Origin of the sequence: Paenibacillus sacheonensis (assembly GCF_009909195.1) — a bacterium.
Taxonomy (GTDB): Bacteria; Bacillota; Bacilli; order Paenibacillales; family Paenibacillaceae; genus Paenibacillus_Z; species Paenibacillus_Z sacheonensis.
This window is the reverse complement of sequence record NZ_JAAAMU010000003.1, coordinates 440,687-467,583: the sequence shown is the minus strand read 5'-3', so window position 1 is coordinate 467,583 and position 26,897 is coordinate 440,687. Positions and strand designations below refer to the sequence as shown.

Below are 26,897 nucleotides of genomic sequence, written 5' to 3'. Positions count from 1 at the left end.
TTTTTTTCTCAAATCGACCATACCGCACTTCCATAGGCACCGATTGTTGCAGTATCGCCACCCGCATTCGAGTTTGACTCCGCACTCCCGTATACGATCACGGCTTCTGACAGCGATGCCGGAGCAGCGAACGTTACTGGTTCGTTCGATAGGTTGACCGCGATGAACCGCGTGTCCGCTCCGTTCTTCCGCCAGAAGGTAACGACAGGCGTGCCGGTATATACATATTCCGTTGTGAAATCGTTATTGAGGTACTGCCCCCGCATTTGGAACAGCTCTCGGAAGAAGCCTCTTAAATCCGGTCCTTCTTTCATATAGATCGAAGGGTCTTCGTCACCTTGATAGAGCATTGGCATCCCGTCGATGCAGCTGAGCAGCACCCAGAGCGCTCTCGCCCGCTCTTCGCCGTACCACGCAGTGGCACGCGACTTGTTCCACACCCACGATACCGTGTCATGGTTACCTAAGAAGCGCAGCTTCACGTAGCCCGGAACATTGCTCAGCATTTCGGCTTCCAGCCAGCGCGTAAGCTCGCGCGCGAAGTCGACAGGAGCTAAGCCCTCCGCCTCCATCTCGAAGAACACTCGATACAGCGCCATATCGTAGAACACATCGGTGTACGGCGCGTACGCCGGCACCGGATTGAAATTCTCCGGCGTCGAGAGCGGCTTCTTGCCTGCTTCGAGGAATCCATCGCGGATCGCTTTACTGATCTCGATGCCGCCTTTGAGATTCGAGTTGCTCGGACGATTCGTGCCGCAAGGACGCCAATTCGTTAAGCCGCCCATCGCGCAATCGATCCGTGCGCCATCGACATTGAAGCGTTCGACATGCTCCTTGACGAGCTCCTTCGCATACTCGAGGTATTCGGGATTCGCCATATCGAAGCTCAAGCAGTTCCATTCGATCTGCGGCTCACCGTTTCTGCGGAGGGACGCCCATCTGCGGAATTCGATGCCTAGCGGATCCTCCAGCTCTGGACCATGCGGAACATAGTCGAAGAGCAGTGTCATACCGAGCTCGTGCAGCTTGCGGCTAAACGTTTCGACCGCCTCGTCGCCGCCGTAGCGTTCGTCCACAATCCGCTGATCCGTAGGATGATAGACGCCGCGTTCCAAATGCTCGAAAATCGGAAGTACCCAGACATGATCGATACCCATATCACGAAGAGCCGGCAGCTCATCTGCAAAAGCAGCCATATCCCGGTTAATCGGGAAGTTCGAATCCATCGTGCCATGCGGATGACAGGAATAGAGCACGCCTTCGCGATGACCGTCTGTTGGCGGTATCCAGCCTTTGCCGATGTACAACTCGCGTATCGGTTCTAATGAGTCGCCGCTTCCGATTGGCTGAATATATAGCGTTCCGCATGCGAGCTTCTCGCCCGGTGCCAGATTCGCCTCTACCGCTGCAAGGTTCACCAGATGCAGCCTATCGCCATCACGGTAAACGCCGGTCCCCCACTTCTCTTCTTCATCCACGAAGATGAAGTTCGTCCGCTCATCGCCAGACTTCAGCCTAACAACCGGATTAACAAGCCCTGTTTCGATAGGCATTCTGTCGTCTAGCGCTGAAGCTTCGAACACTTTGTAAGGTACGTTGCCTGGGAAATCAAATTCGGTTCCGCCCGCCCCAAGCTGCTGGCTCGCCATAAAAGCAACGCCGTTCACATGAATGGTAGCGGCACCAGTATTCTCGAATACCGCACCGATTGCTGCATTCGTTCCCGTCGCACTATAACGAACCGACAATGATAGTCCGGAAGTGCGATATCGGGCAGCCAGAATCGCCGGAGCCATAGTAACGCCACTATTTACTACCTCTTCATCCTGTTCGTCCCAGCCAACGAATTGCCACTGAGTTTCTGCACCTTCACTATCCGCCGGCACAATCCGAGGCAGCTCCCATGTATTGGCACCTTCAAAGCTGTGCCATTCAAGACGCCTCGTCCCATACGTGCCGTCAGCGCCGATATCGAGCGACAATTCGCCCTGCCATACACTTTTGCCGCGGACTTGGACGGCGTGAAGCCGTCCATCCTCCTGGCCAAATGTATACACGACGTCTCCGCACGCCCACTGTTTAAGCGGCAATTTTTTCGTGTCGGCCATGCTGAAACCCTCCTTAAACTTCAAGCTTTACATCAATCGCTTCTGGCTCGTTCGCGAGCAGCGCATCCGTAATCATTTTGAAAATGTCCAGATCCTGCTTATAGTCCTCAATCGTCGTCTTCGGAGCAATGTTCTTCGTAACGACTTCGTAGAAGGCTTCAAGCTCAACCGTGTAAGGATCCTTCAATGTCGGACGCTTCACGTACTCGTTGTACTGCTCGCCGACCGTCTCCTTCACTTCCAGCGTCGTCGGCAGGTGGCGAATATAAGGCGTATCGTATTTGACGTTCAGCTGCTTATACTTGCCCATCACCTCGATGGAAGCATCGAAGCGGCACTGTTCGTCTACGCCCGTCTCGAATGTCGCATAATAGCCGTCAAATTCAAGAATGGCAGTTATGTATCCGCCGCCGTTCCATTGTGCCGCCGAAACAACACGCTTCGGCATCCCAAGCAGCTCGCGCATGGCGGACAAGTCATGGCTGTTTAAGCCGGCGAGAAGTCCGTACGCGTTGTAGATATCCTGGGGCACTTCGCCAATCGCTTCTTTAATCATTGCCGAGCGGCGCGCAAAGCGATCATCCATCAGCTCTTTCGGAATATCCGTGAATCGAAACACCGTGCTCGATTGATCGATGATTTTGCGGTTAGGTCCGATGATGTCGCGAACCTTCGCGTATTGAATCGGGCCGAGCGTCTTGATCTCTTCCAGCGCCTCTGTGAATGCAGGTGCGAAACGGCGCATGTAACCGACCATCACCTGCACGCCAGCTTCATCGCGCGCCTTGATCATTGCATCGGCATCGGCATGATTGAGCGTCATTGGCTTCTCGATCAATACATGCTTATTGTGCTTGAGCGCATGAATCGCCGAGTCTGCATGGTATTCATCGCTGTTGAGGACGAACACTGCATCGAGATCTTCTTGAGCTGCCATCGCCTTGTAGTCTGTATACAGGTTCGTCACGCGGTATTTCTCGCCCAGCACTTGAAGCAGGGCTGGAGAAATATCGCACAACGCCGCAATTTCATAACGATCCGATAGATTTTCTAGAATAGGCAAATGCGTAATTTGAGCAACCTCGCCAAGTCCAACCAAACCAACTTTTAATCTTCTCATCGCTTATAGATCCCCTTTGACGTTAAAATGTGATGACGGCTTTCAAGAAACCGTCCGGTTTACTCTTAGCAAGCTGAAAAGCGCGGTTAATATCTTTGAGTTCAAAATAGTGAGAAAGCAGCGGTGCGATGTCCAACTGGCCAGCTTCGAGCAGCTTCATGCCGGTTCTAATGCCCTTTAGATATGCCTGAGGATCTCTCTCATGCGCGTTGATTACGTCGAGTCCCTTCCAGTTCCAAGCCTGCACGTCAATGGTGCGTTTGCCTCCCTGGTGGTAGCCGAAGATGACAAGCCGTCCGCGGATTCGTACCGCTTCGGTCGCCATATCGAGCGCACCCTGCTTACCGGTCGCTTCGATGACGACGTCGGCTCCTTCTCCGCCGGTCAGCTCAAGGATGCGCTGCATGGCATCTCCCTCTCTTGCGTCGATCACATAATCCGCGCCAAGCTTCTTAGCCAGCTCGAATGATTCCGGACGCGTATCGACGGCGATGATACGCGACGCGCCTTTCAAGCGCGCGCCTTGCAGGATTAGTCCGCCCATGAAGCCGATGCCGATCAGCACGACCGAGTCGCCTACCTCGATGCCGGACCTTGAAGCTCCATTCATCGCACATCCGATTGGCTCACCGAGCGCCCAGTCGTACGGAACATGATCAGCGAGTTTAATCGCCCAATCCTCCGGGACAGTGACGAACTCTGCATAGCCTCCTCGATCAGTGAAGATGGTCACGCGGTCGCCAGTTGCGAACTTGCTTACTCCTTCGCCGGCTGCGACAACGTTTCCACTCACTTCATGGCCGAAGAAGATCGGTTCATCCGTCTTGAAATTCGAATCGACCCACATGCCAAGCTCCGAGGAACAAAGCCCGCATGCTTTCACTTCAACTAGCAATTCCCCGGGACCAGGCACCGGCTTCTCAATGTCCATCACACGGACGTCGCCAGGGCCGAATATTGCGGCTGCTTTCATTGCCTATTCACTCCTTTAATGCAGCTTATATTTCGAAAGCGACGCCCGCTTGCAAGATCATGTTCGCATACGGCGTATTCTCGCCTGTACGAATGACGGCAGCAGCTTCTTCCGAAATGAATCGTTTGAATTCTTCATGCGGAAGCTTCGTAATTGGAAGACCGTCTAGCATGGCGAACGCCCGCTCCTGTACCCCGTCAGACTTGCTCAGCCATTCTTCCGCAATTACGGCAGCTTCAACGACAAGCTCGCTCAGTACCGCTTGCAGTGTATCGACAAAACTCGGAATGCCTTGTACGAGTGCCAAATCAATTCGTCTAACATGGCGGGGGATGGGCAAACCACAATCCGCGATTACGATTTTGTCCGTATGGCCAAGTGATGCAATTAACTGAGATAGCTCCGGATGCAGCAAAGCCGTCTTTTTCAAGCGTCTGTTCCCCCTCGTTAACCTTTGATGCCAAGGCTCGCGATACCGCCAATCAAATTCTTCTGCGCCATATAGTAGATGAGAAGCAGCGGAAGAAGAATGACCGTCGATGCAGCCATGAGCAAGTTCCACTCTGTTGACCGGGATGAAACGAAGTTCGCAAGTCCGATGGCAAGCGTAAACTTCTCCGGCGAATTGAGGTAAATGAGCGGCGACAAGAAGTCGTTATAGACACCAGTAAACGTATACACAACGATGATCGTCAGCGACGGCCGAAGAATCGGAACGAGTACCTTCCACAAAATTTGAAACTCGTTCGCACCGTCGATTTTGGCAGCTTCGTCAAGATCCTTCGGAATCGTCAGCAGGAACTGTCTCATGAGGAAGACATAGAACGCATTGCCGAAGAACGCCGGAACGACGAGCGGCAGATACGTATCGACCCACCCGAGCTTGCTGTAGAACAAGAACGTCGGGATCATCATGACTTGCTCGGGAATGAGCATGGTCGCTAGCATGAGAAAGAACAGGGCGTCGCGTCCGCGAAATCGGAATCTGGAGAAACCGTATGCGATGAGCGTACAAGATATGACTTGACCCGCGATGGTCAGCACTTCAAGTGTAAGCGTATTCGTAATGTAGGTGCCGAATGGCGCAAGCTTGAATGCGTCGTAATAGTTGTGCCAGAGCGGTGGCGATGGAATCCACCGGGGCGGAAATTCCCACATGCCGGCCTTCGTCTTCAATGAAGTGGAAATCATCCAGATAAAAGGAATCAGACAAGCAAGCGACAGCGCAGCCAGAACAAGATGAGATATGCTCGATCCGGCGAATTTGCGGATGCGGTAGGTCATGCCGTTTTCCCCTTCCCGTTGTTGTCGTCGGCATCATAGAACACCCATTTGCTTTGCGACTTGTAGACGATGATTGCCAGGACGAATGAGATCAGTCCGCCAACCCAAGCCATGGCGGATGCATAGCCCATGTCGAATGACTTGAACGCTTTCTGGTACAAGTAAACCATATAAAACAATCCTTCATTCTCAGGACCTCCCGCACTGCCGGATCGGCCATTCATCATAAACGCTGACGTGAACACTTGGAACGAGCCGATAATGCCCATGAGGAGCTGGAAGAACAGTGTCGGCGTAAGGAGCGGAAGTGTGATTTTAGTGAAACGCTGAAGCAGCTTTGCTCCGTCTATTTTAGCTGCTTCGTACAGATGCCCTGGAATATTTTGCAGACCGCCCAAGAAGATGATCGCGCTTCCGCCAATACCCCAAAGGCTCATGATGATATAAGTTGTCAGAATCCAGTTTGGATCCTCCAGCCACTTCGGTCCGTGAATGCCGATTAGCGAAAGCATGTAGTTCAGCAAGCCGTAGTCACTGTTGAAGATCCATTTCCACACCATGGCAATGGCTACGCCCGAGATGACGGATGGCAAGTAAAACAAGGTCCGGTACGTATTGATGCCCCGAATGTTCAGGTTGAGCAGCAGCGACAAGGCAAGTCCGAAGATCAGGCCAAGCGGAATTGCAAAAGCACTGTATACGAGCGTAACGCGCATCGATTTGTAAAATAGCTTGTCATGGAACAGATGTTTGAAGTTATCAAAGCCGACCCATGAGGGTGATCGGTAAATGTCCCATTTCATAAAACTAATGAGAAGCGATGCGATAATCGGAAAAACTGCGAATACAATGAAACCGATTAGCCAGGGAGAGATGAACAAAAACCCAAATCTCTCTTCCCTTCGATCGGCCTTGCTCATGCGTGCATTTGCCATAATAGCCCCCCATTTACCGTCAAATTTGTCAAAACGTTTACGCAACTGGACGTGCGAAATCGCCAAGGGAAGAGCAGTTTATGCTTCTTCCGATGCACTTCTTCTTGGCCTAACGTTCATCCATTACTTGGTTCATTTACTTCACGTTCACATACTGATTTCCGGCACGGTCCTGGCCACGTGCCAAGAAGATTTGCCAATTTTCATTCTTCTCCGGAACGACCTTCGTATCTGCAGACAAAAATCTCATCGTATACCCGCAGCGGCGATATGGGCTTGTATTTGCTGTCGCGCCATGGATAATTCGGGAATCATGCAGCGAGCATTCACCTGGCTCAAGCTCGAAATAGACCGCTTGCGACTCATCGATGTTTTTGATCGTGGCATGGAACGTGTTGATCGCCATATCGACATCTTCGTATTCGGAGAAGCCGTTGTGATGGGTGCCAGGTATGACCCGCATACAGCCGTTCTCTTTATTGCTGCGGTCAATGGCGAGCCAGATCGTGACGATGTTGTCGTACTTATCGAAGCGTCCATTCCAGTAGGCGGAATCTTCGTGCCAAGGCGTCTGGCGGCCCTTGTATGGATCTTTACAAATAAAATGGCTGGACCAAAGAATAATGTCCGGACCGATAATCGGCTCAACCAGATCAAGCACTTCATCTGACAGCAAAAACTCCAGCAAGCGCGGGTCGCGGAAGTGCGGCGTATCCAGTTCATCCGAGAGCTTATCGCCCTTCTCCGCCAGCTGTTCTTCGAAGATAGACGTAAGCTTTGCCATTTGCTCTGCGGAGAAAACCGGTTTCTTGTACAGGTAATAGCCATGCTCCCGATAGAATGCAACTTCTTCTGCGGTTATTTTAGAAGTCATTAATTGCTCTCTCCCCTCGATGAATGAAAATGAAATGTAAAATCGTTTTTACTTCGATATCTTCATTATAGGGGGCGCCTTCATCTCAATCTTGTCTTAGACGGAACGCGATTTTGTTCTATTTTGATATTCCGGCATTTCATAAAAGCTTTGCGCCATTTGACCGGATGCCGGGATCGCCACCTTGCGATTTCCTTTGCGGAATTTCGCCGGTGTGCAATCGTAACGTTCCTTAAACAGATGGTAGAAATGACTGAGATTCTCATACCCTGCTTCCATACAGATGGCAACGATCGCATCGTCGGTCTGCATAAGCAAGTTTGCTGCATACTGCAACCTGATTTCGTTAATCCATTCCGTCGGCGTCTTGCCGAAGCACTTCTTGATGACACGAGTCAGATGCTCAGGACTTTTGCCCGACAGCTCGTACAGCCGCTGCAGTCCCTCGGCAAAGTTTTCTTTAATCCGCATTTCATTCGCGAGATCGACCAGCCAATCCGGCACAGCGACTGCTGCTAGAGCGTCTGGGCGATCTGAGAAGCAGCTCATCATTATATCTGCAACAAGCACGCGAATTTCAGAACGAATCTGTTTCTTATGCATGCCTGGAAGAACCGTAATCTCATGGATTTTGTCGCGAATAATTTCGGTTTGATACGTCCCAATTTGTTTAACCATCGGCATCGGACCATTCAGAAGACGATCCATTTCAATGCCGCCGTCCAAAAAAGCGAACATTGCAATTACCATACGAGAAGAAAATGCAAGGTTGAGCATTTCTACCGAACGGTTGCCATCACCCGCATAACAATGTTTGTCAGATGGCCTGACGAAGCAAAGCGTGCCTGCTTCAAGACGCTCCTTCTTCCCATTGATGAGATGCATGACAGTACCCTTCGTGATAAGAAAGATTTCGTAGAAATCATGGTCGTGCATATCGGTGATCGACTTGATCGATTTGTGATAGGCGTAATGAATTTCCGTTTCCGGATCCAGTAGGTTCTTCTCCAGCAGCTTTTCCAATACGATCACATCCTTAGTTCTTGTAAGGAAACAAACCCTATGCGCATGCAAAGCCTGCGCATAGGGTCGAAACGTTATGACATACATATGGTCTAACTTAAGCTGCAAGAATTATTGCTGTGCGAGCAGTTCGTCAATCTTCGCTTGCATCTCATCCGCCACTTTCGGCAATACTGCCGCTGGATCCTTATACGATTTGCCATCTACGGGGTTCACGACATCCGTATAAGCTTGGGTGAACATCCCGCCAACTTCGTTCCACGTTCTGTTACGGTCGTACGAAGGCGCTTTCGTCTTCAGCTTCGCTTGCTCCAGGAATACCTTCAGCAGTTCATCCTGCTCTAGTCCCTTCTCTTCCCAAACGCTTGGCATTGGAGGGCCCCACATGAACTTCGTATCGATTGCCTGTTTGCCGACCTCCGGGCTGGACAAGTACTTCATGAACTCCCAAGTCGCGTCCTTCTTCTCGCTCTTGTTGTTCATGTACCAGCTGACTTCCTCTGTCCATGAAAAGTTGAGGTCGCTGCCTGCATCTTTCGGGAATGCGACTGCGCCGGCTTTGAACGCTGCTTTCTTCACATCGTTATAGCCCCACAAGAAGCCGAGTGACATGCCGATTTTGCCGGCAGAGAACGGACCTTGGTCACCTGCGGTTTGCATAACCGAGGACGGAGCGTTAACGCCTTCCTTGGACAGCGTCTGCGCGTATTGGAACAGCTCGATCATTTGCGGGGAATCGACGAAGCCTTTAACCTTCTTGCCGTCGTCACTCGCAACGTCGCCGCCCATATTCCAGATGATCGGATTGCCTGTAATGGCGTTGAAATCGCTCGCGAAGAGGTCTGTGCCGTACACGCCTTCATCCGTATGCGTCAGCTTCTTGGCTGCATCGTGGAAATCGTCAAGCGTCCAATCCGGGCTCGGGTATGGTACGCCGTATTTATCAAACAAATCCTTGTTATAGTAAATGACTGCATTAGACATATCGCGAGGCAGACCATAGTAATGGCCGTCCGCGCCTTGCAGACGAAGCGCTGTCGCCGGTTGGAAATACTTGCTCATATCATAATTGTCGCGCGCGATGAACTCATCAAGTGGAGCTATGTATCCACGCTCGAATTCATCTGTGGAATACCAGCCGCCCCACATGTCAGGGCCTTTGCCTGCTGCGAACGAAGCGTTCAGCTTCTCGAAGAAGCCGTCTTCTGGAATATTCGCCATTTTGACTTTGATATCAGGATGGGCTTGCTCAAATTGCTTGATCAATGTGACATAAAAATCTTGCGTCCCCGTTCCATCCAACTGCCAGAAATCGATTGTCGTTACTTTGCCAGGTTTGTTGGAAGCTGCGTTATTACCGGATGAAGATGCATTATTGCCGGACGAAGCTTTATTGCCGCTTGATCCATTGTTGCTGTTATTGTCTGAGCCGCAGCCTGAGAGAGCGCCGACCGTCAGAGCAGCAGCAAGAGTAATGCCTGCCCACTTTTTCATGTGAATCCTCCCTTTTCTCTTTCAAGGTGTTTCGATTCGAAAAAATACAGCATGTGCGAAAACGTTTCGACAAAACGCAATCGCCAGTCATAAAAGCGTTTTCATAAATCTTATTATAGCGGATTAAAAAGCGAAATCTTGTATTATTTTGATTTCTTCATTTAAATCTTGAAAACATTCAACTGGATATTACATACTTGCGGAAACTAACTAATTTATGTCTTCATCGCAGCACAATGCCTACTTTCCCTTCCTCTACAACGACCTTATAGCTCTTAGCCCGTACAGCCGGATCATGTAAAGAGATTCCACTCTTAATATCAAACTCCCAACCGTGCCAAGGGCATCTAACGATTTCTCCCTTACGTCCGAATGTGTATTCATACACGTTCGACCCCAAAGCGGTTCCTTCGACAGCTCCTTTACATAACGGTGCTCCTGCATGCGGACAATAATTGTGCAAAGCGAATAATTCGCCCTTGATCCGATAAACGCCGATCGACCTTCCTTGGATCTCAACGATCATCGGCTTCCCATCAACGATACTAGCTTCATTGGCTACAAAATGCACTGTCATCGCAGATGCCTCCAATCGTTATGTTCCAACCTTATATAAGCGGAGAGCATTCTCACCCATGATCTTACCCCTGATAGCTGGGGAAAATGCTCTCATAACAGCCTGCGGATTGTCAAAGTCCCAATGAGGATAATCACTGGCATACATAATCTTGTCTTCCAATCCGCCCATTTCAATTAAATACTCCAGATGTCGCTTGTTGTCAGGTTCTTCAATTGGCTGCGTTGTGAAATAGAAGTGCTCTCGAATATATTCCGACGGTAGTCCTTTTAGCCAAGGGGCTGAGGCGCGCAACCCTTTGTAGTTTTTATCCATTCTCCACATCAAGTGAGGAATCCAGCTAATGCCTCCCTCGATACATATGAATTTAAGCTTTGGAAATTTTTCAAATACCCCCTCACATACAAGACTGTTAACGTGGGTCATATAGTTTGTTGGAAGAATATTATGCCATTCCATATAACGAGTCGGATAGCCAGATGGTGTCGGCGCTCCCGAGATACCTCTTCCTTCGGTTCCGGGATGAATAGCGATCGGAATGCCGTTGCGCTCGGCAGCTTCGTATATCGGATGGTAGAAACGCTGGCCGAACGGCATACGCGAGGCGCTGCACATAATGGCCTGTAAAAAGCCATGCCGCCCAGCCATTCGATCAATCTCTGTTGCTGCAGCTGCAGGATCAGAATGGTTGATCACGATCGAGCCTCTGAATCGAGAATCCGTAGTTAAGCACTCCGTCTCCATAAAATCGTTATGAGCGGATACAATGGCATTGGCATAGTCTGGATCCGGATGAATCGACATTTCGATCGCCCGTCCCCAGTTCAATAACCCATAACGAAAACCATACAGATCCAAATGCTCCTTGACGATTATTGAAGGATCGCTCCCCGGTGTTCCTCCAGACTCCGTTATGGCATCCCTTCTAAGCACACCGACTGGTGAGAAGAATGGCATTCCGATGCCTGTACCAGCTTGCATCCACTGTTTGTGCCAGATCTCGGGCAAGAAAGGTAACAATTGCCTTTGATCAGCGATTTCGTTATGAATATCAGTATCAAATAAAACCATGTCCGCTTTCTGCATGCTCGTGACCTCCAAGTTCTGAGAATTGAACGCTCTATCTCATTAATAAATATGAAAAACCTTCTGTTCCTCCTCATTGAAATCGTTCTAGCTATTTTAATATATAAGTGCTAGTCTCTACTTGCACTATTTTGATCCACACCGATAAACCGTTCGGTGCAAGTATTATCTTCAGACTATGTAAATGAAATTAACGGGAATGAGACCCCCGTTTTGCCATGGTACGAAGCGGTGAAGCTTACGAATCGGATCGAGCTCATCCTTTGAAACAAGCTGCTTAGACCCTTCTCTTTTCGTACGAAAATTAGCTTATTCGCGGGATCTCAAGATTGCACGGAGTACCGATTGCGTTGAGCAAAAGGGCACAGACCGTACCGTTAGGATAACCGGCCTCTACCAACCGGATAGGCGTTACGAAGGAATGAAAGGGCATCGCCCCGTCGAGAAATGGGAGTGAAAGCCTCCGGAGGTACGTGGAGCAGCGTGCAACAAAGCAGAAAAAAGGAGCGAGAACTCGCCCCTTCTGTTCCCGCATGCGCTTCGGTTGCCAAACTTGACAGTACGTCCCCTCTTCTATCCGGGTAGCCATTTCCCATTGGGGAGATCCGGCGAATAAGCGAGCATTCGTGAGAAAACTACATTTTAACGAGGGAGTTCAATTACCTTTGTTAATGTGACTTAATCTAATTAGATTTATTAAGCTATATATGAAGATAAATAAAGACCCCCAAATAATATAAGGACCAATACTAAAAATTCCGAGCACTGATAAAGCTGTACAAAGAAAACCAATTGTAAGGCATATCTTCCAAAATTGTTTGTACATTAGCCACCATGTAACGAAAAATATTAGTGTGAGTGCTAAACCATACTTAATTAATATCATCGCATTATGGTATTCACTTGTATCAGTACCGAAATTGTGAACATCAGTGAATCCGATTATTGCAAGTACAATCGAACCTGCCATTCCCACTACTATTCCCAGGATACTGATAAGCTTCATTAGTCACTCACCTTCTTCATTATAGACGGCTATTCGCCATCACTAATTTTCATTGTTCTAAAGTTCCCCGTTACTACAATGAACATCGGCAGCCGTTCGTGTGGCGGCTGCCGTGGTGTCTTCATTCCATTATAGTTTGTTCAAACGTAAGCTAAGTTTTACCTGCTGAATACCAATCCAACACCCGCAATGCGCGCAATGTATTCCAGCGGCTCGGTCGGCCCTCGCCCTCGTCTACCTCGACCGCCATTGTGCCCGGGTGCTGGTATTCGAGTGACCACCGGCCGTCACCGCCCTTTTTCGACTCCACCAGCTCGACCGCCTCGGCCAAGCGCTTGTCCGGAGCGGCGCCTGATCTGCGAAAGTACTCAAGTCCCCTCAGCACATCGTAGTGCCACCAGGTCGGGAAGGAGAAGCGCGTCCAGTCGGTACCGCCCTTCCGGTCTTGCCCGATGACCTCGCCTGTCGATCGCCGCCGGAAGAGTCTTCGCTCAAGGAGGTACTCCTGCCCGCGGACGCGGGCCTCCGTCACCTCGGTACGGCTCCCACCGGCCAGTTCGTATTCGAGCAAGGCTTCCAAAACGCAAATCGAGGTGTTGAACGAAGACCGCAGGGAGCCGCCTCCGGCCTCGCAGTTCCAGCCGCCATCGGGCAGCTGCTCGCCGAGGAGACGGTTCATGATTCGCTCGACATCCTGACCGAAGTAGGCGCCGCTCGCCGCCACCTGTCCGTTGATGCAAGGCTCGACCTCGCCCGTGAAGAAGGGATTGCCTTTCCATTCCTCTCCCCGCCACGTGCCATCCAAGTCCCATCCCTGCCACGTCACTCGATCTCTTACCCGTCCAACCGCTCGACGTGCCTCCTCACTCGCCGGATCGAGACCGAATTCTCGCAGCAGCGACAGGACGTGCATCGTGGAGTCCCACCCGCGATTCCACGCCGCGCTGGCCCACGATCCGTCAGACTTCTGCAATGCGAGCAGCCGAGCGCCGGAGCCCTCTCTGGCAACCAGCGCGCGCTCGGCCGCTACCTCCTCCGCAGGCGCACTCATTAGATCACGCATGACTTGCCAACGGATCGAAGGGTCAGAATCAAGCAACCAATTTATGACCGATCTATTAACCGACATGTGATGGTCTCCTTTACTCTGATTAAAAAACGCCCTGAGTTTAGTGATTCAACTAAAGTTCCCAGAGCTGAATGAGTTAAAAGTCCCCCAGCTTAACAAGGTAAATTAATCAATGAGAAAATCAATCTGCGCATTGATTCGCACCTGCCTGCCTGCCCGCCAAGGAAAAATCGGCAAAGCCATTCACAGCGTAATGTGCTAGCGCCGGCATCACTCATTGCGTAGTCGATGGCATAGCCCGGTTTCAGCTCCTGAATCTGGAAAATAAAACAGCGAAGCGAAATGGTTGATTGTGACGCTCGCTTCATCTCCGTTATACGTCAACTCCGCGTAAATTGGAACTGATTCCCCGCGGCTGTACTCGGGCTTCGCCGTCACGAGGCGGTAGGTGAAATCGCCTTTAGTAACAGATACTTCGGTCGTCGGATGGACCACTACCTCTTCACGCGAGCCGCAGCCGACTAATAAGGTGGAGAAAAGGATAAGTCCAACAATTCCATACGTACGCATCGAATCCCCCTTTCGCTATGCAATCGAGCTCCGTTAATATGCTAAAATTGATAGAGTAATGCGTATAATCGACACTTCGGCGTACGTGTCATGAAGCCATCATATGCGCAGAACTATCTTAAATGAGCGGAGAGAGCCCATGCAGGAAATCCAGTTTAATTTCGGGTCGTCGTTAAAGCAGGTTAACAGGGCGCATTATTTTCACGTGCGAAGAAATCTGATCGCGATATCGGTATTTGCGCTTATTATGCTGCTTTTCCTAGCTGCCATCGCAATGTGGGATCCGTGGCTTCTTTGGGTCGCCATACCCACCGTCGTCATTCTCTCCGCATTCGATGCGTGGAAGAAATTCGTCCTTGCTCCCCGCAGGAAAATGAAAGATCCCCGCTACAACCAGCTGTTTACATTTGCTTTCGACGAAATGGAACTCTCGTTGTCAGCGCCTGAACTAAGCTCTAAAATTAACGTCGATTATCTCGTAAACGTCTGGGAGAACGCAGAATTTTATTTATTATTCCACGACAAGCGCAACTTCTGGTACATCCCCAAAGCGTCGTTCAAAAACCGAGAACAGGAGCAATATTTCAGGGCAATCATCTTGAAGCATCATAGGATCTCGACCGGAATTATGAAATAACCTGCCCGCGCACGGCCACGAATTGACCGCATGTGTTTGATCGGGCTAATCGGAATCTTGTCCAGAACAGCCGGGTGTTCCAGGGAATGGGAATTATTCATAATCATCATCTTATTAGAGGATGGGGAATATACGGCCGCTCCCTTCCCTATGTTTGTCCAATTTTCAAGGTTCTTCTTAATATTCTCCAGGGACATTATAGTAAATCAAGCAATCTTGTATGAAGGTAATTAAGTTGGTCTTTGAAGAAACTGTTATTTTCCATGAATAACTGTAACAATAAGGCTGCAAAACCGTGAGGTTCCATTGGTGTCGGTCAAGGAGAACCTCTCGCTCTTCGAGCGGTAGAAGAACGGCGAATTCCCTTCGCGGCTCAACCGATGGTGAAGGCCTTTACTTACTTCAAGGTTACTGAGTAATCATTTTTTCAGTTCTTATCAGACTCTGGCGCGCGCTGGTATACTGAAGACGACCGTCATGGAGAGGGGACACGCAGATGAAGCTATTGATTACCGGCGCGACCGGGAACGTTGGCTCCGGCGCGGCCGAAGCGCTGCGCGCGCAGCACGAGATCCTTTTGTCGGATATCGCCGCGATGGATAAGACGCTGCCGTTCTATCCGGCGGATGTCCGCGAGCCTGGCGCTTTGGATCAAGCGGCCGAAGACGTGGATGTTTACGGCAGGTATCATATTGTGCGGAATGACGCGTTCATCGAAGCGGACAAGCTTGCCTACGCGGCCTCTCCCGCCACACGCGGGAACGGCTGTACACCGGTGCGAAGATGCTCATTGAAGCCTATCATCTAGAGCTGCCTGCCCGGCTCGAGACGATGGACTTATCGCGGGAACGCGCGGAGCTCGGGTATGAACCGCGTTATAATTTCGGCACCTTCATCCAAGAATTCACGCAGGACGGAACGATCGTCGATTGAACGTAGCGAACCGAGCGAAGAGAGGAGCTAGGAAATCATGAGCAAGGAATCAAAGCTGGGCTTAGGCGGACATTCATTCATCGAGGAGCTTGGAAATGATCCCCATGCGTCGTTCGAAGAGCAGTGCGCGATCGTCGCCGATTGTCTCGATAACTGCATCGCCTTGATCGACACGACGTATTATCAGGAACGCGTCGCGCTCGGGCATGTGCTGAAACGGCTCGGCCGGCGGGACGAAGCAAAGATCATGGCATGGAATTTCTTCAAGCAGCCCGGCCGGGAACACGAGCTGGTCGACTATACGCCGTACGAACCGCAGCATATCGACCTTATGTTGGAAGAACTGCAGACGGACGCGATCGATCTCCTGGTAATTCACGCCCATGACGATACCGCGAAGCTCCTGAAAGAATTGGTGCTTACTCAGGACTGGGTGCAAGCGGGCAAGGTCAAGCGGGTGGCGCTCGGCATGGCGCGGCTCGGGCATTTGCGGCAGCTTCCGGCCGCTCATCCGGTATCTGCCGTATTGGCGCCGTACAATGCGTTCCATCCAGACGCCAAGGAGCTGTTCGAGACGGCGAGATCGCTGGGGATGGACGCGATCGCCTTGTCGCCGTTCGTCCGCGGATGGAAGCTGGATGAGATCGGAGCGGACAAGGACGCCGCTGCCGCCATCCTGTTACGCTGGGTCGCCGCCGAGCCGCTTGTCGACCATGTCGTCGTTTCTATGCGCAAGGCGGAGTGGGTTCACGCCAATCTGCGGGCCGTCGGCGAAGGGCCACTGACCGAAGCGGAGGACGCGCAGCTGCGGGAATGGCTTGCGCGTTGAAATAGGATTCGGCCGAGGATAGAGGATAGCAGCATTTTGCCGAGAGGGGCGTCTAGCCCTTCTTTTTCTATGCCGGCGGACGATGAGGAAAAAGAATCCGGAGCGATAATTAAACCAATCTCGACTCTCTCCAGAGCGTATGCCGGATGTGAGTGGGGAATTTTTCAACCGATGATAATGAGGATTTCACTACCGATCTTCACATTAGTTCTATGATGAGCACTTTCTCATTAATTTTTCATAGAGACGTTTAAACCTTGCTGCTGCGCTGGTTTCGTCTCTTCGTGGAAACTCTTAGGAAATGTTTATTCTGCTATAGTAGTCATGCAGCTAGCATATGTACTAATTCCACAGTATAAAGGAGACTCATCATGAAGAACTTGAAGAAAATTGCAAGCAAGATACTCGCCGTAGGGCTATGCGCCTCGATCGGCCTTACGGCACTCGGTTTCGGACAAGCTCAGAAGGCGAACGCATTTTCGTCGACGGCCTCAACGAAGCTGATCAACTACGGCGACAATTACCTCGGCACACCCTATAAATTCGGCGCAAGTACTTCGACGACACGTTACTTTGACTGCTCTTCCTTCACCAAACACGTATTTAAAAAGCTCGGTTACAATCTGCCGCGCACGGCGCGCAATCAGGCGAAAGTCGGCCGTTACGTCTCAAAGTCGAATCTGAAGAAAGGCGATCTCGTCTTCTTCAAAGTGCCGAGCCGCGGCAAGTTCATCGGCCATGTCGGCATCTATGTCGGAAATGGCAAAATGCTTAATACGTACGGAGCAGGCGGCGTTAAGATCTCGAGCATCAACTCGACGTACTGGAAGAAAAACTACGCGACTGCTCGCCGGCTTGGTGCTTAGCCGCCCGAATAAAGTTAGATCGGACAAGCCGATCTAGCTTTTCACGTTCAGCGAGTTCCTGTACATCCGGATCAAGCATAAACAACCCGCGCTTAGCGCGGGTTGTTTTATTGCTGCTTAACCACTTCTCCAACTAGTACGAATATTGGCTTATTCGCGGGATCTCAAGACTGCACGGAGTACCGGATTGCGTTGAACAAAAGGGCACAGACCCGTACGGTCAGGATAACCGGCCTCCACCCATCGGATAGGCGTTACGAAGGAATGAAAGGGCCGTCGAGAAATGGGAGTGAAAGCCTCCGGAGGTACGTGGAGCAACGTGCAACAGCATAGTAAAAAAGGAGCGAAAACTCGCCCCTTCTGTTCCTGCATGCGCTTCGGTTGCCGAATTCGACGGTACAGCTCTCTTCTATCCGGATAACGTTTTATCCGTTGGAGAGATCCTGCGAATAAGCGAGCATTCGTGAGAAAACTACATTTTACCGAGGGAGTTTAATGAATCATGAGGAAAACACTAACGACGGCTTTCCTGCATGTGAGGATTCGGAACAATTTCCATTTGAATATTCTTGAATCACCTTCGTCCAAAAGGTCTTCGCTGGCAAGTTTTTTTCAAGCCATGAGACACTCCAATTGCCCTTAAACATCTCACATACCGTGTACACTGCTTCTTTACCGATCCCACGGCGCCGGTACTTTCTTAATATGAAAAATTCTGCAATGGAAAATTTCTTTTTTGCACCTTCTGTAGTTTGCCGAACTAAAACAAAACCCGCCAACTTACCAAACTGCATAATAAAGAAGGGGTAACGTCCTTCTTCTGTCCAATAGTAATCCAGAAACCTGTAGTCAAAGAGACCGTGCTCATTTACATCATCTTCGCCGCTGTCTTCAAAATCGCTCATATCGTACTGATATAATTCCATAAGATTGCGTAATACCATTTTCTTTTCGAAAGAAACTCTGATTAGTTCCACATAATCACCTTTTTTGTTCTATTCATACCACATGTTGGATTTAAAATACCGTAGCGTAACGAAGGACAGCCAGGTTTGCAGCGCTCATGATGTTGAACTATCGTCTCCCGATACGCCATGTTGCCCCAGCCATCTTTGGAGAAATGAATTTCTAACTTACGTTGATCCTGAGGCACTGGAATTTGTTCACCTACATATATTACCACCTATTCTTCCATTAATGATACGGCTGGAACTAGTGTTTCAAACGTTGACGGTCGGGAACTACCGAATGTTTCTGACTCCAACGACCACGGTGCATCACAGAATGTCGCTCTCCTTTGGGGAAACACTCATGGTAGATTAACCTATTTTGGTTGTTCCACCAGCTCCAATTACAGAGCCGTAGAAAGGAATCTTTCAATGGATGTTCTAATTGAACGCGCATGTGGAATGGATGTTCATAAAGACTCTATTACTGCGTGTGTCATGACATCTGAAGGAAAGGAGATTTGTACGTTCCCTACTAAAACAGTCTTCCTTCATTCAATCGAGCGAAAGAAACCGTGATGCCGTTAGCAGATTATTCGCCGCCTGTTGCCCTTTCACAACCTCACCGTCACTCGGGCGTATCGCGCAATAGACACCAAAAAAAGCTGAAGCAGCAACCGCTCCTTCAGCTTCTTTCTGTCCCATTTCGTCGGCGCGAGCGATTCAGACTTGCCGCGCTGTTATTGACCGTTATAATACTTCCTCACAACGTCGCATGCCAGCTTAGGACGGCGATATTCATCGACTACGCCTTTGCTGTTCTTCGTCATCGCGCGGGTGAGCAGCCATCCGGTCGCTTCCGTGACCCGGCAATCGCAGAATTGCCAGATGAACAAGCCCGATAAATACGGGCGCTTCAAGTAGGCGGCCAGATTAAGCTCCAGGATGTCCGCCTGCCGTTCCTCGGAGCCCTTCACCCGGGCCGGAGAACGAAAACCGTAGTAGCCGTCCGCCCCGAACTCGCTGACGATCATCGGCTTTCCCTTGCCGCCCAGTTCATCCGCCCATGCCCTTGCGCGGTCGCACAATTCACCGGGATCTTCATCCGTATACCACTGCGGGTACACGTTCACCGAGACGATGTCAGCAAGATCGAAGCATTTCTCTTTCTCGCGGTGATGCGAGGCGAAAGTAAGCGGACGGCTGGAGTCCAGTCCACGGATTTGATTCAACTGCCTGCGGTAGTGCTCGCGTCCTTCCTCCGTATCGCTTGCGCACTCATTCAGGATCGCCCAAATGATGATCGACGGGTGATTAACGTGATGCGTGACCATTTCGTGATTGACGGCTTCGCATTGTGAAATAAAATTGGGATTCCGCATCTGCTCGATGCTGAGGCCGCGTGCGTGATTCTCCTCCCAAACCAGCCAACCTTGCTCGTCGCACAGGTCCAGGAAGCGCTCATCGTTTGGATAATGGCTCGTCCGGACGGCGTTCGCGCCCATTCCTTTCATGAGCTCCAGATCGCCGACCATGAGCGAAAGCGGCAGCGAAGGTCCGGCCAAGGCATGATCTTCATGACGATTGAACCCCTTCAGGAAGACGGGCTCGCCATTAAGCAGAATCGCGCCTTCCCGCGCTTCGACGACCCGGAAGCCGACCCGCTCTACCAAATCGTCAAAGGGCTCCGCCACTCCCGGCAGCATCAGCTCCAGCTGCAACTCGTATAGCCGAGGCGTCGAGCCCGACCAGGGGATAACGTCCGCGAAACGAAACGTACGCGTTACCGTCGTGACCTTCCCGGGACCGGGCAGCAGCGTTATCGAACCGAAATCCAAGATCTCCTGCCCTAATGTCCCCCGCAGCTGAACGGTCCTAGCGTGCGGCGAATCGTTGCACACGGCGGCCGTGATTTCTCCGCTCCAGCCGGACTCGTGGCAAGACGGGATAAACCTTATGTCCTCTAGATAGCAGTCGCCGATCTTCTCCAGCGCGACGGGCCGGATCAGGCCGCCGTACGTGTAATAGTCGTTCGGGACATGCAAGGAAGACGCTTCGCCGAATGAATTGTCCGCCTCGACACGCAACTCGTAGAGCCCCGGCTGAACGCCTCGCACTTTTGCCGTGAAGGCTGTATAAGCATTATAATGCTCGGTAATCAATTCCCCGTCGAAGAAGACTTTGGCCGTATGGCTGACGCCCTTGAACGCCAATCGCAAGGAGACCGCTTCGTCGATCCGGATCATCCGTCTGTAGACGCCCCGCCCGCGATACGTAGCGAGCTCCGAATGCTGTTCCCAGCAGCCGGGGACGACAAGCCTGTAAGGATATTCACCGGTATCCTCCTCATTTCCGGGAAGCGTTGCGAAATCCCATAAACCGTCCAATTCGGTTACCGGCCTAATATGATGCGTCTCGAATAATCTGATCATTTCCGTTTCCCGTCCTTCCGTCCTTCCGTCCTTCCGTGTGCCATCGCACGCGTGCCGAACAAGGCATGTTTAATCTCTCATTCCTGCAATTGCAACGTTCCACTTCTTCGTTAGTCGTATCGGTTCTGCTCGCGGTATTGCATCGGTATCATGCCTGCGCTCCCGTTGAAAATTTTATTGAAATAGGAATGCTGACAACCGACCTTATCCGCGATCTCGGCTCCTACCTCGACCGGACTTCCACCGGCAAGTTGTGCCTAACTTGGCTAGGCGCGCTAAATTGATAAGAGCTGCCTTCCCGAACCGACCGGGTCGATTCGGGCGGCAGCCCATGTCTGATTACGATTGCTTGCGCAGCTCGAATACTTTCTTCGTCTGTACGACCGTCCAGTCGATGATCTCGTCATAGCCGAGACCTTTCGCTTTCTTGATCATTTCTTTCTTCAGCTGGTCGTATTGCGCGTCGTCGTTGGCGTAAATCATCTTCCAGGAGTATTCCTTGATGACCGCGCCCACTTGGCTCAACTTCTGCGACAGCATCGTGTCCATAACCGCCGGTGCTTCCGTCGAGGAAACCGCATTGTTGACGGCGATTTGGTTGTTCTTGGTCAGCAATTCTTTCGGAGTCAGGGCACCCGTTGCTTCGCGCCACGATTTATCAACCGGGTTCGGGTTATCCTTCAGCACAGACGACCACATATTCCAGTCGTACGGCTCGCCCGTATTCGGGTTCGTCGTCGTCGTCTTCAGCGTCGTGTTGTTGATTTGCGCAGCGCCGTCTTTGTACGTGCCGCCGCCGAACTCTGCAGGAACCTGCTGCGACGTGTCTCTCAGCGCTTTCTTGCCGAAATCGGTCAGCGCGGCTTTACCGTCCTTCATTTCCCACGTCAGGCCTTCCGGTCCGTCCAGCGTCGTCATCATGCCTTCCGGCGTATACAGCCAGTTGATGAATTCCATGATTCGCTCCGGATGCTTCGCCTTGGCGCCAATCGCCCAGACGCGGTTGCCGCCGAACGGCGAGTAACCGTAGGAGTAGATCTTCTGCGCGCCGATGCCGACCATCTCAAAGCCCTTGCCCGCATCCGTGTGGTTAGGCGTGTTGTAAGCGCTGTCCTGCCATGGGAACCAGGAGAACAGTACTTGGCCGTCTTTGTACTTATTGACGACGTCATCGAACTTCTGGGTCATGGAGTCCGGATCCAGGAGGCCCATTTTGTTGGCGTCGTAGTAGAATTTCAACGAACGCAGGTAGTAGCTGTTGTCTTCCAGGATGCCTTGGTATTTCTCTTCGTTCGCGGAAATCTCAAGCAGCGTGCCTTGGTTGAAGCCGTCGGAAATGTCATAACCGTAGATGGTTCCCGGCTGCTTCGCGAGCGTCATGTAGTTGCCGTCCCAGTCGCCCCACAGCGAGAGACCGTAAGTCGGTTTGCCGGAATCGCTCTTCGGCTCCAGCTCCTGCATTTTCTTCAGAACAGGCAGGATGTCCTCCATCTCCGTCATCTTCGGGTTGCCGAGCTTCTGGTACAGATCCCAGCGCATATCGATCTGGTATGTCATCGTGTTGCCTTCGGAAGGGCCGGATGGCATGTTCGACGCATCATGTCCGACGCCGAATACCGCTTTGCCGTCGCCGAAGTTCTGCTTGTTCTTCTCGATCGCTTGGGGAACGTTTGCAAGAATGTCTTTGCCGTATTTCTCGAGCAAGCCGTCCTTCGTCCAATCCAGCAGCAAGCCCGCCTTGATGGCGTCACGATACTCTTGGCCGTCATTGCCGAACACGACAAGGTCGCCAAGGTCGCCCGATGCCATGAGCGTCGCGAATTTCGCTGCGCCGCCCGCGAGGTTCGGAGCCGTAATGTTCATTTCAAGACCGAATTTGTCCTTCAGGACCTTGCCGTACCAGCCGCCCTGCGTGCCGGCGAAGTTCGCAAGCTGCGAGAGCACCTCGATCTGATACGTTTCTTTCGCTGCGTTTGCGTTGCCGGCACCTGCTGCCGCGTTGCCGCCTGCATTTGTACCCGCATTGCCCGCATTCTCTGCGTTGCCGCAAGCCGACACTCCCATAATCAGAACAGTTGCGGCTGCGACGACTTTCACTTTTGTAAGCGATTTAGCCATATTGTAAAAGACCTCCCTAGGTTGAGTGAAATCCTCATTTCGAACAACAAGCTTACGGAAAATCTAAGGCGGGCCTCACCCCTTTCAATAAAGTCGGAGGAGCCTGGGCGGAAGGTTATCCCTTCACGGCCCCGATCATGATCCCTTTGACAAAGAAACGCTGGAAGTACGGGTAGACCAGCAGAATCGGCAGCACGACGATCATGGACACGGTCGTCCGAATCGAGGTCGACGTCTGCATATTGGCCAAATCGAGGCCTTGGCCCCCCGAAGAGTTCCGCACGATGGCCGCCAGCGAGGACGCCTCGTTCATATATTTGTAAAGCACGTACTGCAGCGTGAACAACTTCTCCTTGGACATGAGGAACAGCGTATCGGTGAACGAGTTCCACTGCGAGACGGCCGAGAAGATGGCAATCGTGGCCAGAATCGGCGTGATCAGCGGGAAAATGATCCGGGTGAAGATGACCCAATAGCCCGCGCCGTCGATCTGGGCGGACTCCTGAAGCGCCAGCGGAATCGACTCCACGAACGTCTTGACCAGGATGACGTAGAACGGCGAGACGATCGCCGGCAGAATGTACGCCAAGAAGTTGTCCGTCAGGTGCAGGCTGCGCATCGTCATGTACCATGGGATAATCCCCGCGTTAAAGTACATCGTGATGACGAGGAACCGGTACCACACCTTCCGTCCCCACATCTCCTGTTTGGTGAAGAGGAACCCCAGGAAGGCCGCCCCGCATACGGATACCGCCGTGCCGATGACCGTCCGGCTGAGCGATATGAATCCGGAATGCATGAAGTTCGGAAGTTTCAGCACCTGCGAATAATTGCTGAAATGGACCTCCTTCGGATAGAAGGTGATCAGTCCCTTGCTGCTCAAGTCGTTGTTGCTGATCGTATTGATGAACAAGTAATAGAACGGAAAAATACAGAGCAGCGCGATGAGTGCAAAGACGATGTAGTTCACGGTATGGAACGCGACGTCGCCAGTGTTAAGCTTCTTTTGCATACGTGTCTCTCCTTGCTGATCGGATTAAATGATGCTCTCGCCGCGGAGCAATTTGGACATGCCGTTCGCAAAGAACAGCAGGATGATGCTGATGACCGACTTCAGCATGCTGACCGCGGTGGCGAACGAGAAGTTGTTGCCGACCAAGCCGGTATTATAAACGTAGAGGTCAAGCACCTCGATATGGTTCTTGTTGATCGCGTTCTGGAAGACGAAATACTGCTCCAGGCCGTTGTTGATGAAGTTGGCGATCGTCAGCAGCAGCAGCACGAAGTACGTTGGCATAATACCCGGTACGGTAATGTTCCAGATGGTGCGGAACCTGCCTGCGCCGTCCACCCGTGCGGCTTCGTACAGCTCTTGGTCAATCCCCGCGATTGCGGCGATGTACAAAATCGCTCCCCATCCGAGTCCCTTCCACAAATCCCACAGTGCCATCTTCAGCCATGTGTGGCTATCGGAGGCGAGGAAGCCGATCCCTTTGTCGATAAATCCCAAGTTGATCAGAATGTGGTTCACAAGCCCGTTATCTACCGAGAACAGCATGAAGGCGAACGAGTAGACCAAGACCCAGCTGATGAAGTTCGGCAGCGTGGTCAGAATTTGGACGTATTTCTTGAAGCGCTGCGACCGCATCTCGCTCAGGAAGATGGCGAAGATGACCGGCAGGACGGAGGCCAAGATGTTCAGCGAGCTCATGGACATCGTATTGCGCATGACGCGCAGCACTTCCCCCCGCTGTGTCGGATTGCCGAATATCGATCTGAACCACTCCAGGCCGACGAAGTCGGACACGGCCAGCGGGATGCCCGGCCGGAAGTTATAGAAAGCGTAAGTCCAGCCGTACAACGGCATATAGGAGAATATAAAGACCAGCACCAGAAACGGCAGTGCCATCAGGAACAGCTTATATTTGTTGCGAATTTCGAACGCCCGCTTCTTGACCGGTACTGCGCCCGGTCCGGATTGCGCTTGGATGGTATTGGGCACTTCGGAACCTCTCCTTATCTAGCGGTATGATAAAATGTCAACGCCGAACGGCTTCAGCGAAATGCGTTCGGTCGCGGTCCCCTCGTACAGGATACTCTTGTACGCCCGGTCCAGTACGATCGTCTGGTCGGAAGTCGTAAAGTTGGTCAGGAACAGATAAGAGGCATCGCCGCTTCGGCGAACGGAAGCCTGAACCCCTTCCGGCAGCCCTTGAATATGCGGAATATTCAAATTATTCAGGATGCCGCCGAACAGGTCGGCCAGGAAGTCCTGCCCGAAATTCGCGCCGATGTAATAGACGGACCCGCTGCCGGACCGGTTGACGGCTACGGCCGTTCTGCCGGCGTAATACTCCGAGCGATACCAGCCGATCGGCTCGGCTCCGGCCGGCTCGATAATGTCGGCCCACTGCGAGCAGAGGTACGTTTTGCCGTTATTCATCTGCACGGGCACCGTGTCCGAGGAGAGCGCGTCCCACTCCTCCACGATCAGTCCCGAGCATTCGGCCAGCGGTCCCGGTACCTCCATCGGCCAGACGGTATTATTGAGATTCTTGATACCGCTGCGGCACGTCAGAATCAGTGTACCTCCCGAATCAGCGAACGTTTTCAGCCTAGCGGCGATCTCTTCGTCCATCAGGTACAAATACGGCGCCACCACCAGCTTGTAGCCGTCAAGAGGTTCCGTCCAGTGCAGAACGTCCGTACCCGCTCCCAGCCGGACAAGCGCGCCGTGGTAGGACTTCAGGATGCTCTCGTACTGAAAGCCACTTTCGATATGCGGCTGGATCTGGAAAGCGCGGTGCTGCTCATGCGAATACAGGATTGCCGACTCGCACGGCACGGCCGTACCGTCCAGCTGTCCGGACAGCCGGTTCACCTCGCGGGAGAACTGCAGAAACTCCGAGTAGCGGTGGGCCGGCGGCTTGCCGCCGTGATGCAGCAGGCCGGTTGACAGCTGCTCGCCGCCGGCAACCGCGCCCCGCCAGAGGAAGTGCACGATATTGTCGGCGCCTCTGCCGATGCTCTGCCACATGACGGCCCGCATGAATCCCGGCTGCGTCGTCCGTCCCATCGGCCCCCAGCAGCCGCCCGACGTTCCGCCGGCAATCGTCTCCATGAGCCAGAAGTTGCGGCGCTTCAGGCCGCGCGTCCGGTCGAGGAAGAAGGCACCGCTGTACGGCGATGTGGGCAGCCGCTTCGGACTGCTTGTAATGTAATAATCGGCCGACGCAAAATCCAATTCCTCGAAGAGGCTGTTATAATCGATCGGCAGCGGCGACTCCCACATGTTGTGGGTAATGAATTGATTCGGGCAGTGCCGGCGGAGAATATCGATCTGAATCCGCTGATAGTCTACGATCGACTCGTTTTGGAACCGGTGATAGTCGAGCTGGAAGGACGGATTCAGCTGGATCCTGCCGCCGCGCGGCGTATGCACCTGGCTCCAGCTGGAGTATTCGCCGCTCCAAACCACAAGACCCCATTCCCGGTTGACGTTCTCCAATGTGCCGTATTTCCGCTGCACCCATTCCCGGAACTTCGCGTCGCAGGAGCCGCAGTTGCATAACGTCATTTCGAATTCGTTGTCGGTCTGCCAGCCGATCACGGCCGGATGTCCGCCGTAACGGACGGCCAGTTCGGTGACGATCCGCTCCGTACGTTTGCGGAAGGACGGGCTGTTGACGCACCGGTGGCCGCGGATTCCTTCGTAACGCGGCTGCATGCCGCTCTCGATCAGGTATGCGTCCGGATACTTCTCCATCAGCCAGTTGGGCGGAGCGGAGGTCGGCGTTCCGAGAATGACGTCGATGCCGTGCCGGTGCATGACCTCGATGGCCCTGTCGAGCCAACCGAATTCGAACCGGTCCTCATCCGGCTCCATCCGGCTCCACGCGAACTCGCCGATTCGGACCATGGAGACGCCGGCGTCCTTCATCCGGCCTGCATCGGCCTCCCACATCTCTTCCGCGTCCCATTCGGGATAGTAGTCCATTCCGATTCTCATGCCC

At 52.2% G+C, this 26,897-nt stretch carries 24 protein-coding genes; 5 read left to right on the top strand and 19 right to left on the bottom strand.

Annotation, left to right across the window (positions count from 1 at the left end; all coding sequences use genetic code 11):
- Nucleotides 1-8 precede the first annotated feature (8 nt).
- From GT003_RS07495 to GT003_RS07435, 13 genes are all read right to left on the bottom strand, one after another.
- Nucleotides 9-2,111: an alpha-amylase family protein gene (locus tag GT003_RS07495; RefSeq protein WP_161696024.1), complete on the bottom strand. Its 2,103-nt coding sequence runs from the start codon at nt 2,109-2,111 to the stop codon at nt 9-11.
- Nucleotides 2,112-2,124: 13 nt separating this feature from the next.
- Complete coding sequence (locus GT003_RS07490; RefSeq protein WP_161696022.1) at nt 2,125-3,231, bottom strand: Gfo/Idh/MocA family protein; 1,107 nt, start codon at nt 3,229-3,231, stop codon at nt 2,125-2,127.
- A 22-nt stretch (nt 3,232-3,253) separates the two neighbouring features.
- A complete protein-coding gene (locus tag GT003_RS07485) occupies nt 3,254-4,204 on the bottom strand; it encodes an MDR/zinc-dependent alcohol dehydrogenase-like family protein (RefSeq protein WP_161696020.1) in 951 nt (316 codons plus the stop codon).
- Between the two features lie 25 nt (nt 4,205-4,229).
- The gene (rbsD, locus tag GT003_RS07480) at nt 4,230-4,634 is read right to left on the bottom strand and encodes a D-ribose pyranase (RefSeq protein ID WP_161696018.1); all 405 of its coding nucleotides are present in this window, start codon (nt 4,632-4,634) and stop codon (nt 4,230-4,232) included.
- Nucleotides 4,635-4,651: 17 nt separating this feature from the next.
- A complete protein-coding gene (locus GT003_RS07475; RefSeq protein WP_161696016.1) occupies nt 4,652-5,488 on the bottom strand; it encodes a carbohydrate ABC transporter permease in 837 nt (278 codons plus the stop codon).
- Nucleotides 5,485-6,423, bottom strand: a complete 939-nt coding sequence (locus tag GT003_RS07470; RefSeq protein ID WP_239565849.1) for a carbohydrate ABC transporter permease — start codon at nt 6,421-6,423, stop codon at nt 5,485-5,487. Before GT003_RS07470 ends, GT003_RS07475 begins: the two co-directional genes overlap by 4 nt.
- 136 nt (nt 6,424-6,559) lie before the next feature.
- Nucleotides 6,560-7,297, bottom strand: a complete 738-nt coding sequence (locus tag GT003_RS07465) for a phytanoyl-CoA dioxygenase family protein (protein ID WP_161696014.1) — start codon at nt 7,295-7,297, stop codon at nt 6,560-6,562.
- A 96-nt stretch (nt 7,298-7,393) separates the two neighbouring features.
- On the bottom strand, nt 7,394-8,320 hold the full coding sequence (locus GT003_RS07460) for a helix-turn-helix domain-containing protein (protein WP_161696012.1): 927 nt from the start codon (nt 8,318-8,320) through the stop codon (nt 7,394-7,396).
- 111 nt (nt 8,321-8,431) lie between these two features.
- Nucleotides 8,432-9,814 (bottom strand): ABC transporter substrate-binding protein, encoded by a 1,383-nt coding sequence (locus GT003_RS07455; protein WP_161696010.1) that lies wholly within the window; start codon nt 9,812-9,814, stop codon nt 8,432-8,434.
- A gap of 223 nt (nt 9,815-10,037) precedes the next feature.
- Nucleotides 10,038-10,391, bottom strand: a complete 354-nt coding sequence (locus tag GT003_RS07450) for a Rieske (2Fe-2S) protein (RefSeq protein ID WP_161696008.1) — start codon at nt 10,389-10,391, stop codon at nt 10,038-10,040.
- An 18-nt stretch (nt 10,392-10,409) separates the two neighbouring features.
- On the bottom strand, nt 10,410-11,477 hold the full coding sequence (locus GT003_RS07445) for an amidohydrolase family protein (RefSeq protein ID WP_161696006.1): 1,068 nt from the start codon (nt 11,475-11,477) through the stop codon (nt 10,410-10,412).
- 1,157 nt (nt 11,478-12,634) lie between these two features.
- Nucleotides 12,635-13,612: a prenyltransferase/squalene oxidase repeat-containing protein gene (locus GT003_RS07440; RefSeq protein WP_161696004.1), complete on the bottom strand. Its 978-nt coding sequence runs from the start codon at nt 13,610-13,612 to the stop codon at nt 12,635-12,637.
- Between the two features lie 210 nt (nt 13,613-13,822).
- Nucleotides 13,823-14,122: a hypothetical protein gene (locus GT003_RS07435; protein ID WP_161696002.1), complete on the bottom strand. Its 300-nt coding sequence runs from the start codon at nt 14,120-14,122 to the stop codon at nt 13,823-13,825.
- Nucleotides 14,123-14,261: 139 nt separating this feature from the next.
- Here GT003_RS07435 and GT003_RS07430 point away from each other — a divergent pair, with 139 nt between their 5' ends.
- From GT003_RS07430 to GT003_RS07410, 5 genes are all read left to right on the top strand, one after another.
- Nucleotides 14,262-14,759 carry a YcxB family protein gene (locus GT003_RS07430; RefSeq protein ID WP_161696000.1) on the top strand — a complete coding sequence of 166 codons (498 nt, stop codon included), beginning with the start codon at nt 14,262-14,264 and terminating at the stop codon, nt 14,757-14,759.
- 496 nt (nt 14,760-15,255) lie between these two features.
- Entirely contained in the window at nt 15,256-15,567 is a 312-nt protein-coding gene (locus GT003_RS07425; protein ID WP_161695998.1) for an NAD(P)-dependent oxidoreductase, read from the top strand.
- Nucleotides 15,543-15,692 carry a hypothetical protein gene (locus GT003_RS07420; protein WP_161695996.1) on the top strand — a complete coding sequence of 50 codons (150 nt, stop codon included), beginning with the start codon at nt 15,543-15,545 and terminating at the stop codon, nt 15,690-15,692. Before GT003_RS07425 ends, GT003_RS07420 begins: the two co-directional genes overlap by 25 nt.
- A 37-nt stretch (nt 15,693-15,729) precedes the next feature.
- Nucleotides 15,730-16,521 (top strand): aldo/keto reductase, encoded by a 792-nt coding sequence (locus GT003_RS07415; RefSeq protein ID WP_161695994.1) that lies wholly within the window; start codon nt 15,730-15,732, stop codon nt 16,519-16,521.
- 371 nt (nt 16,522-16,892) lie between these two features.
- Complete coding sequence (locus GT003_RS07410; protein WP_161695992.1) at nt 16,893-17,387, top strand: C40 family peptidase; 495 nt, start codon at nt 16,893-16,895, stop codon at nt 17,385-17,387.
- Between the two features lie 500 nt (nt 17,388-17,887).
- On the opposite strand, the gene GT003_RS07405 is transcribed toward GT003_RS07410, so the two are convergent.
- From GT003_RS07405 to GT003_RS07380, 6 genes are all read right to left on the bottom strand, one after another.
- Entirely contained in the window at nt 17,888-18,364 is a 477-nt protein-coding gene (locus GT003_RS07405; protein ID WP_161695990.1) for a GNAT family N-acetyltransferase, read from the bottom strand.
- 710 nt (nt 18,365-19,074) lie between these two features.
- Complete coding sequence (locus GT003_RS07400) at nt 19,075-20,766, bottom strand: glycoside hydrolase family 2 protein (RefSeq protein ID WP_161695988.1); 1,692 nt, start codon at nt 20,764-20,766, stop codon at nt 19,075-19,077.
- A 339-nt stretch (nt 20,767-21,105) separates the two neighbouring features.
- Complete coding sequence (locus GT003_RS07395) at nt 21,106-22,884, bottom strand: type 2 periplasmic-binding domain-containing protein (protein WP_161695986.1); 1,779 nt, start codon at nt 22,882-22,884, stop codon at nt 21,106-21,108.
- Nucleotides 22,885-22,999: 115 nt separating this feature from the next.
- Nucleotides 23,000-23,896 carry a carbohydrate ABC transporter permease gene (locus GT003_RS07390; RefSeq protein ID WP_161695984.1) on the bottom strand — a complete coding sequence of 299 codons (897 nt, stop codon included), beginning with the start codon at nt 23,894-23,896 and terminating at the stop codon, nt 23,000-23,002.
- Between the two features lie 24 nt (nt 23,897-23,920).
- Entirely contained in the window at nt 23,921-24,886 is a 966-nt protein-coding gene (locus GT003_RS07385) for an ABC transporter permease (protein WP_338045932.1), read from the bottom strand.
- Nucleotides 24,887-24,904: 18 nt separating this feature from the next.
- Nucleotides 24,905-26,893, bottom strand: a complete 1,989-nt coding sequence (locus tag GT003_RS07380) for a beta-galactosidase (protein WP_239565850.1) — start codon at nt 26,891-26,893, stop codon at nt 24,905-24,907.
- Nucleotides 26,894-26,897: the final 4 nt, after the last annotated feature.

What these genes read in the sequence shown, in the direction of transcription:
- GT003_RS07495 (WP_161696024.1), bottom strand. Translation starts at nt 2,111, where the DNA reads ATGGCCGACACGAAAAAATTGCCGCTTAAACAGTGGGCGTGCGGAGAC.
- GT003_RS07490 (WP_161696022.1), bottom strand. Translation starts at nt 3,231, where the DNA reads ATGAGAAGATTAAAAGTTGGTTTGGTTGGACTTGGCGAGGTTGCTCAA.
- GT003_RS07485 (WP_161696020.1), bottom strand. Translation starts at nt 4,204, where the DNA reads ATGAAAGCAGCCGCAATATTCGGCCCTGGCGACGTCCGTGTGATGGAC.
- GT003_RS07475 (WP_161696016.1), bottom strand. Translation starts at nt 5,488, where the DNA reads ATGACCTACCGCATCCGCAAATTCGCCGGATCGAGCATATCTCATCTT.
- GT003_RS07470 (WP_239565849.1), bottom strand. Translation starts at nt 6,423, where the DNA reads ATGGCAAATGCACGCATGAGCAAGGCCGATCGAAGGGAAGAGAGATTT.
- GT003_RS07465 (WP_161696014.1), bottom strand. Translation starts at nt 7,297, where the DNA reads ATGACTTCTAAAATAACCGCAGAAGAAGTTGCATTCTATCGGGAGCAT.
- GT003_RS07455 (WP_161696010.1), bottom strand. Translation starts at nt 9,814, where the DNA reads ATGAAAAAGTGGGCAGGCATTACTCTTGCTGCTGCTCTGACGGTCGGC.
- GT003_RS07450 (WP_161696008.1), bottom strand. Translation starts at nt 10,391, where the DNA reads ATGACAGTGCATTTTGTAGCCAATGAAGCTAGTATCGTTGATGGGAAG.
- GT003_RS07445 (WP_161696006.1), bottom strand. Translation starts at nt 11,477, where the DNA reads ATGCAGAAAGCGGACATGGTTTTATTTGATACTGATATTCATAACGAA.
- GT003_RS07440 (WP_161696004.1), bottom strand. Translation starts at nt 13,612, where the DNA reads ATGTCGGTTAATAGATCGGTCATAAATTGGTTGCTTGATTCTGACCCT.
- GT003_RS07435 (WP_161696002.1), bottom strand. Translation starts at nt 14,122, where the DNA reads ATGCGTACGTATGGAATTGTTGGACTTATCCTTTTCTCCACCTTATTA.
- GT003_RS07430 (WP_161696000.1), top strand. Translation starts at nt 14,262, where the DNA reads ATGCAGGAAATCCAGTTTAATTTCGGGTCGTCGTTAAAGCAGGTTAAC.
- GT003_RS07425 (WP_161695998.1), top strand. Translation starts at nt 15,256, where the DNA reads ATGAAGCTATTGATTACCGGCGCGACCGGGAACGTTGGCTCCGGCGCG.
- GT003_RS07420 (WP_161695996.1), top strand. Translation starts at nt 15,543, where the DNA reads ATGCTCATTGAAGCCTATCATCTAGAGCTGCCTGCCCGGCTCGAGACG.
- GT003_RS07415 (WP_161695994.1), top strand. Translation starts at nt 15,730, where the DNA reads ATGAGCAAGGAATCAAAGCTGGGCTTAGGCGGACATTCATTCATCGAG.
- GT003_RS07410 (WP_161695992.1), top strand. Translation starts at nt 16,893, where the DNA reads ATGAAGAACTTGAAGAAAATTGCAAGCAAGATACTCGCCGTAGGGCTA.
- GT003_RS07400 (WP_161695988.1), bottom strand. Translation starts at nt 20,766, where the DNA reads ATGATCAGATTATTCGAGACGCATCATATTAGGCCGGTAACCGAATTG.
- GT003_RS07395 (WP_161695986.1), bottom strand. Translation starts at nt 22,884, where the DNA reads ATGGCTAAATCGCTTACAAAAGTGAAAGTCGTCGCAGCCGCAACTGTT.
- GT003_RS07390 (WP_161695984.1), bottom strand. Translation starts at nt 23,896, where the DNA reads ATGCAAAAGAAGCTTAACACTGGCGACGTCGCGTTCCATACCGTGAAC.
- GT003_RS07380 (WP_239565850.1), bottom strand. Translation starts at nt 26,893, where the DNA reads ATGAGAATCGGAATGGACTACTATCCCGAATGGGACGCGGAAGAGATG.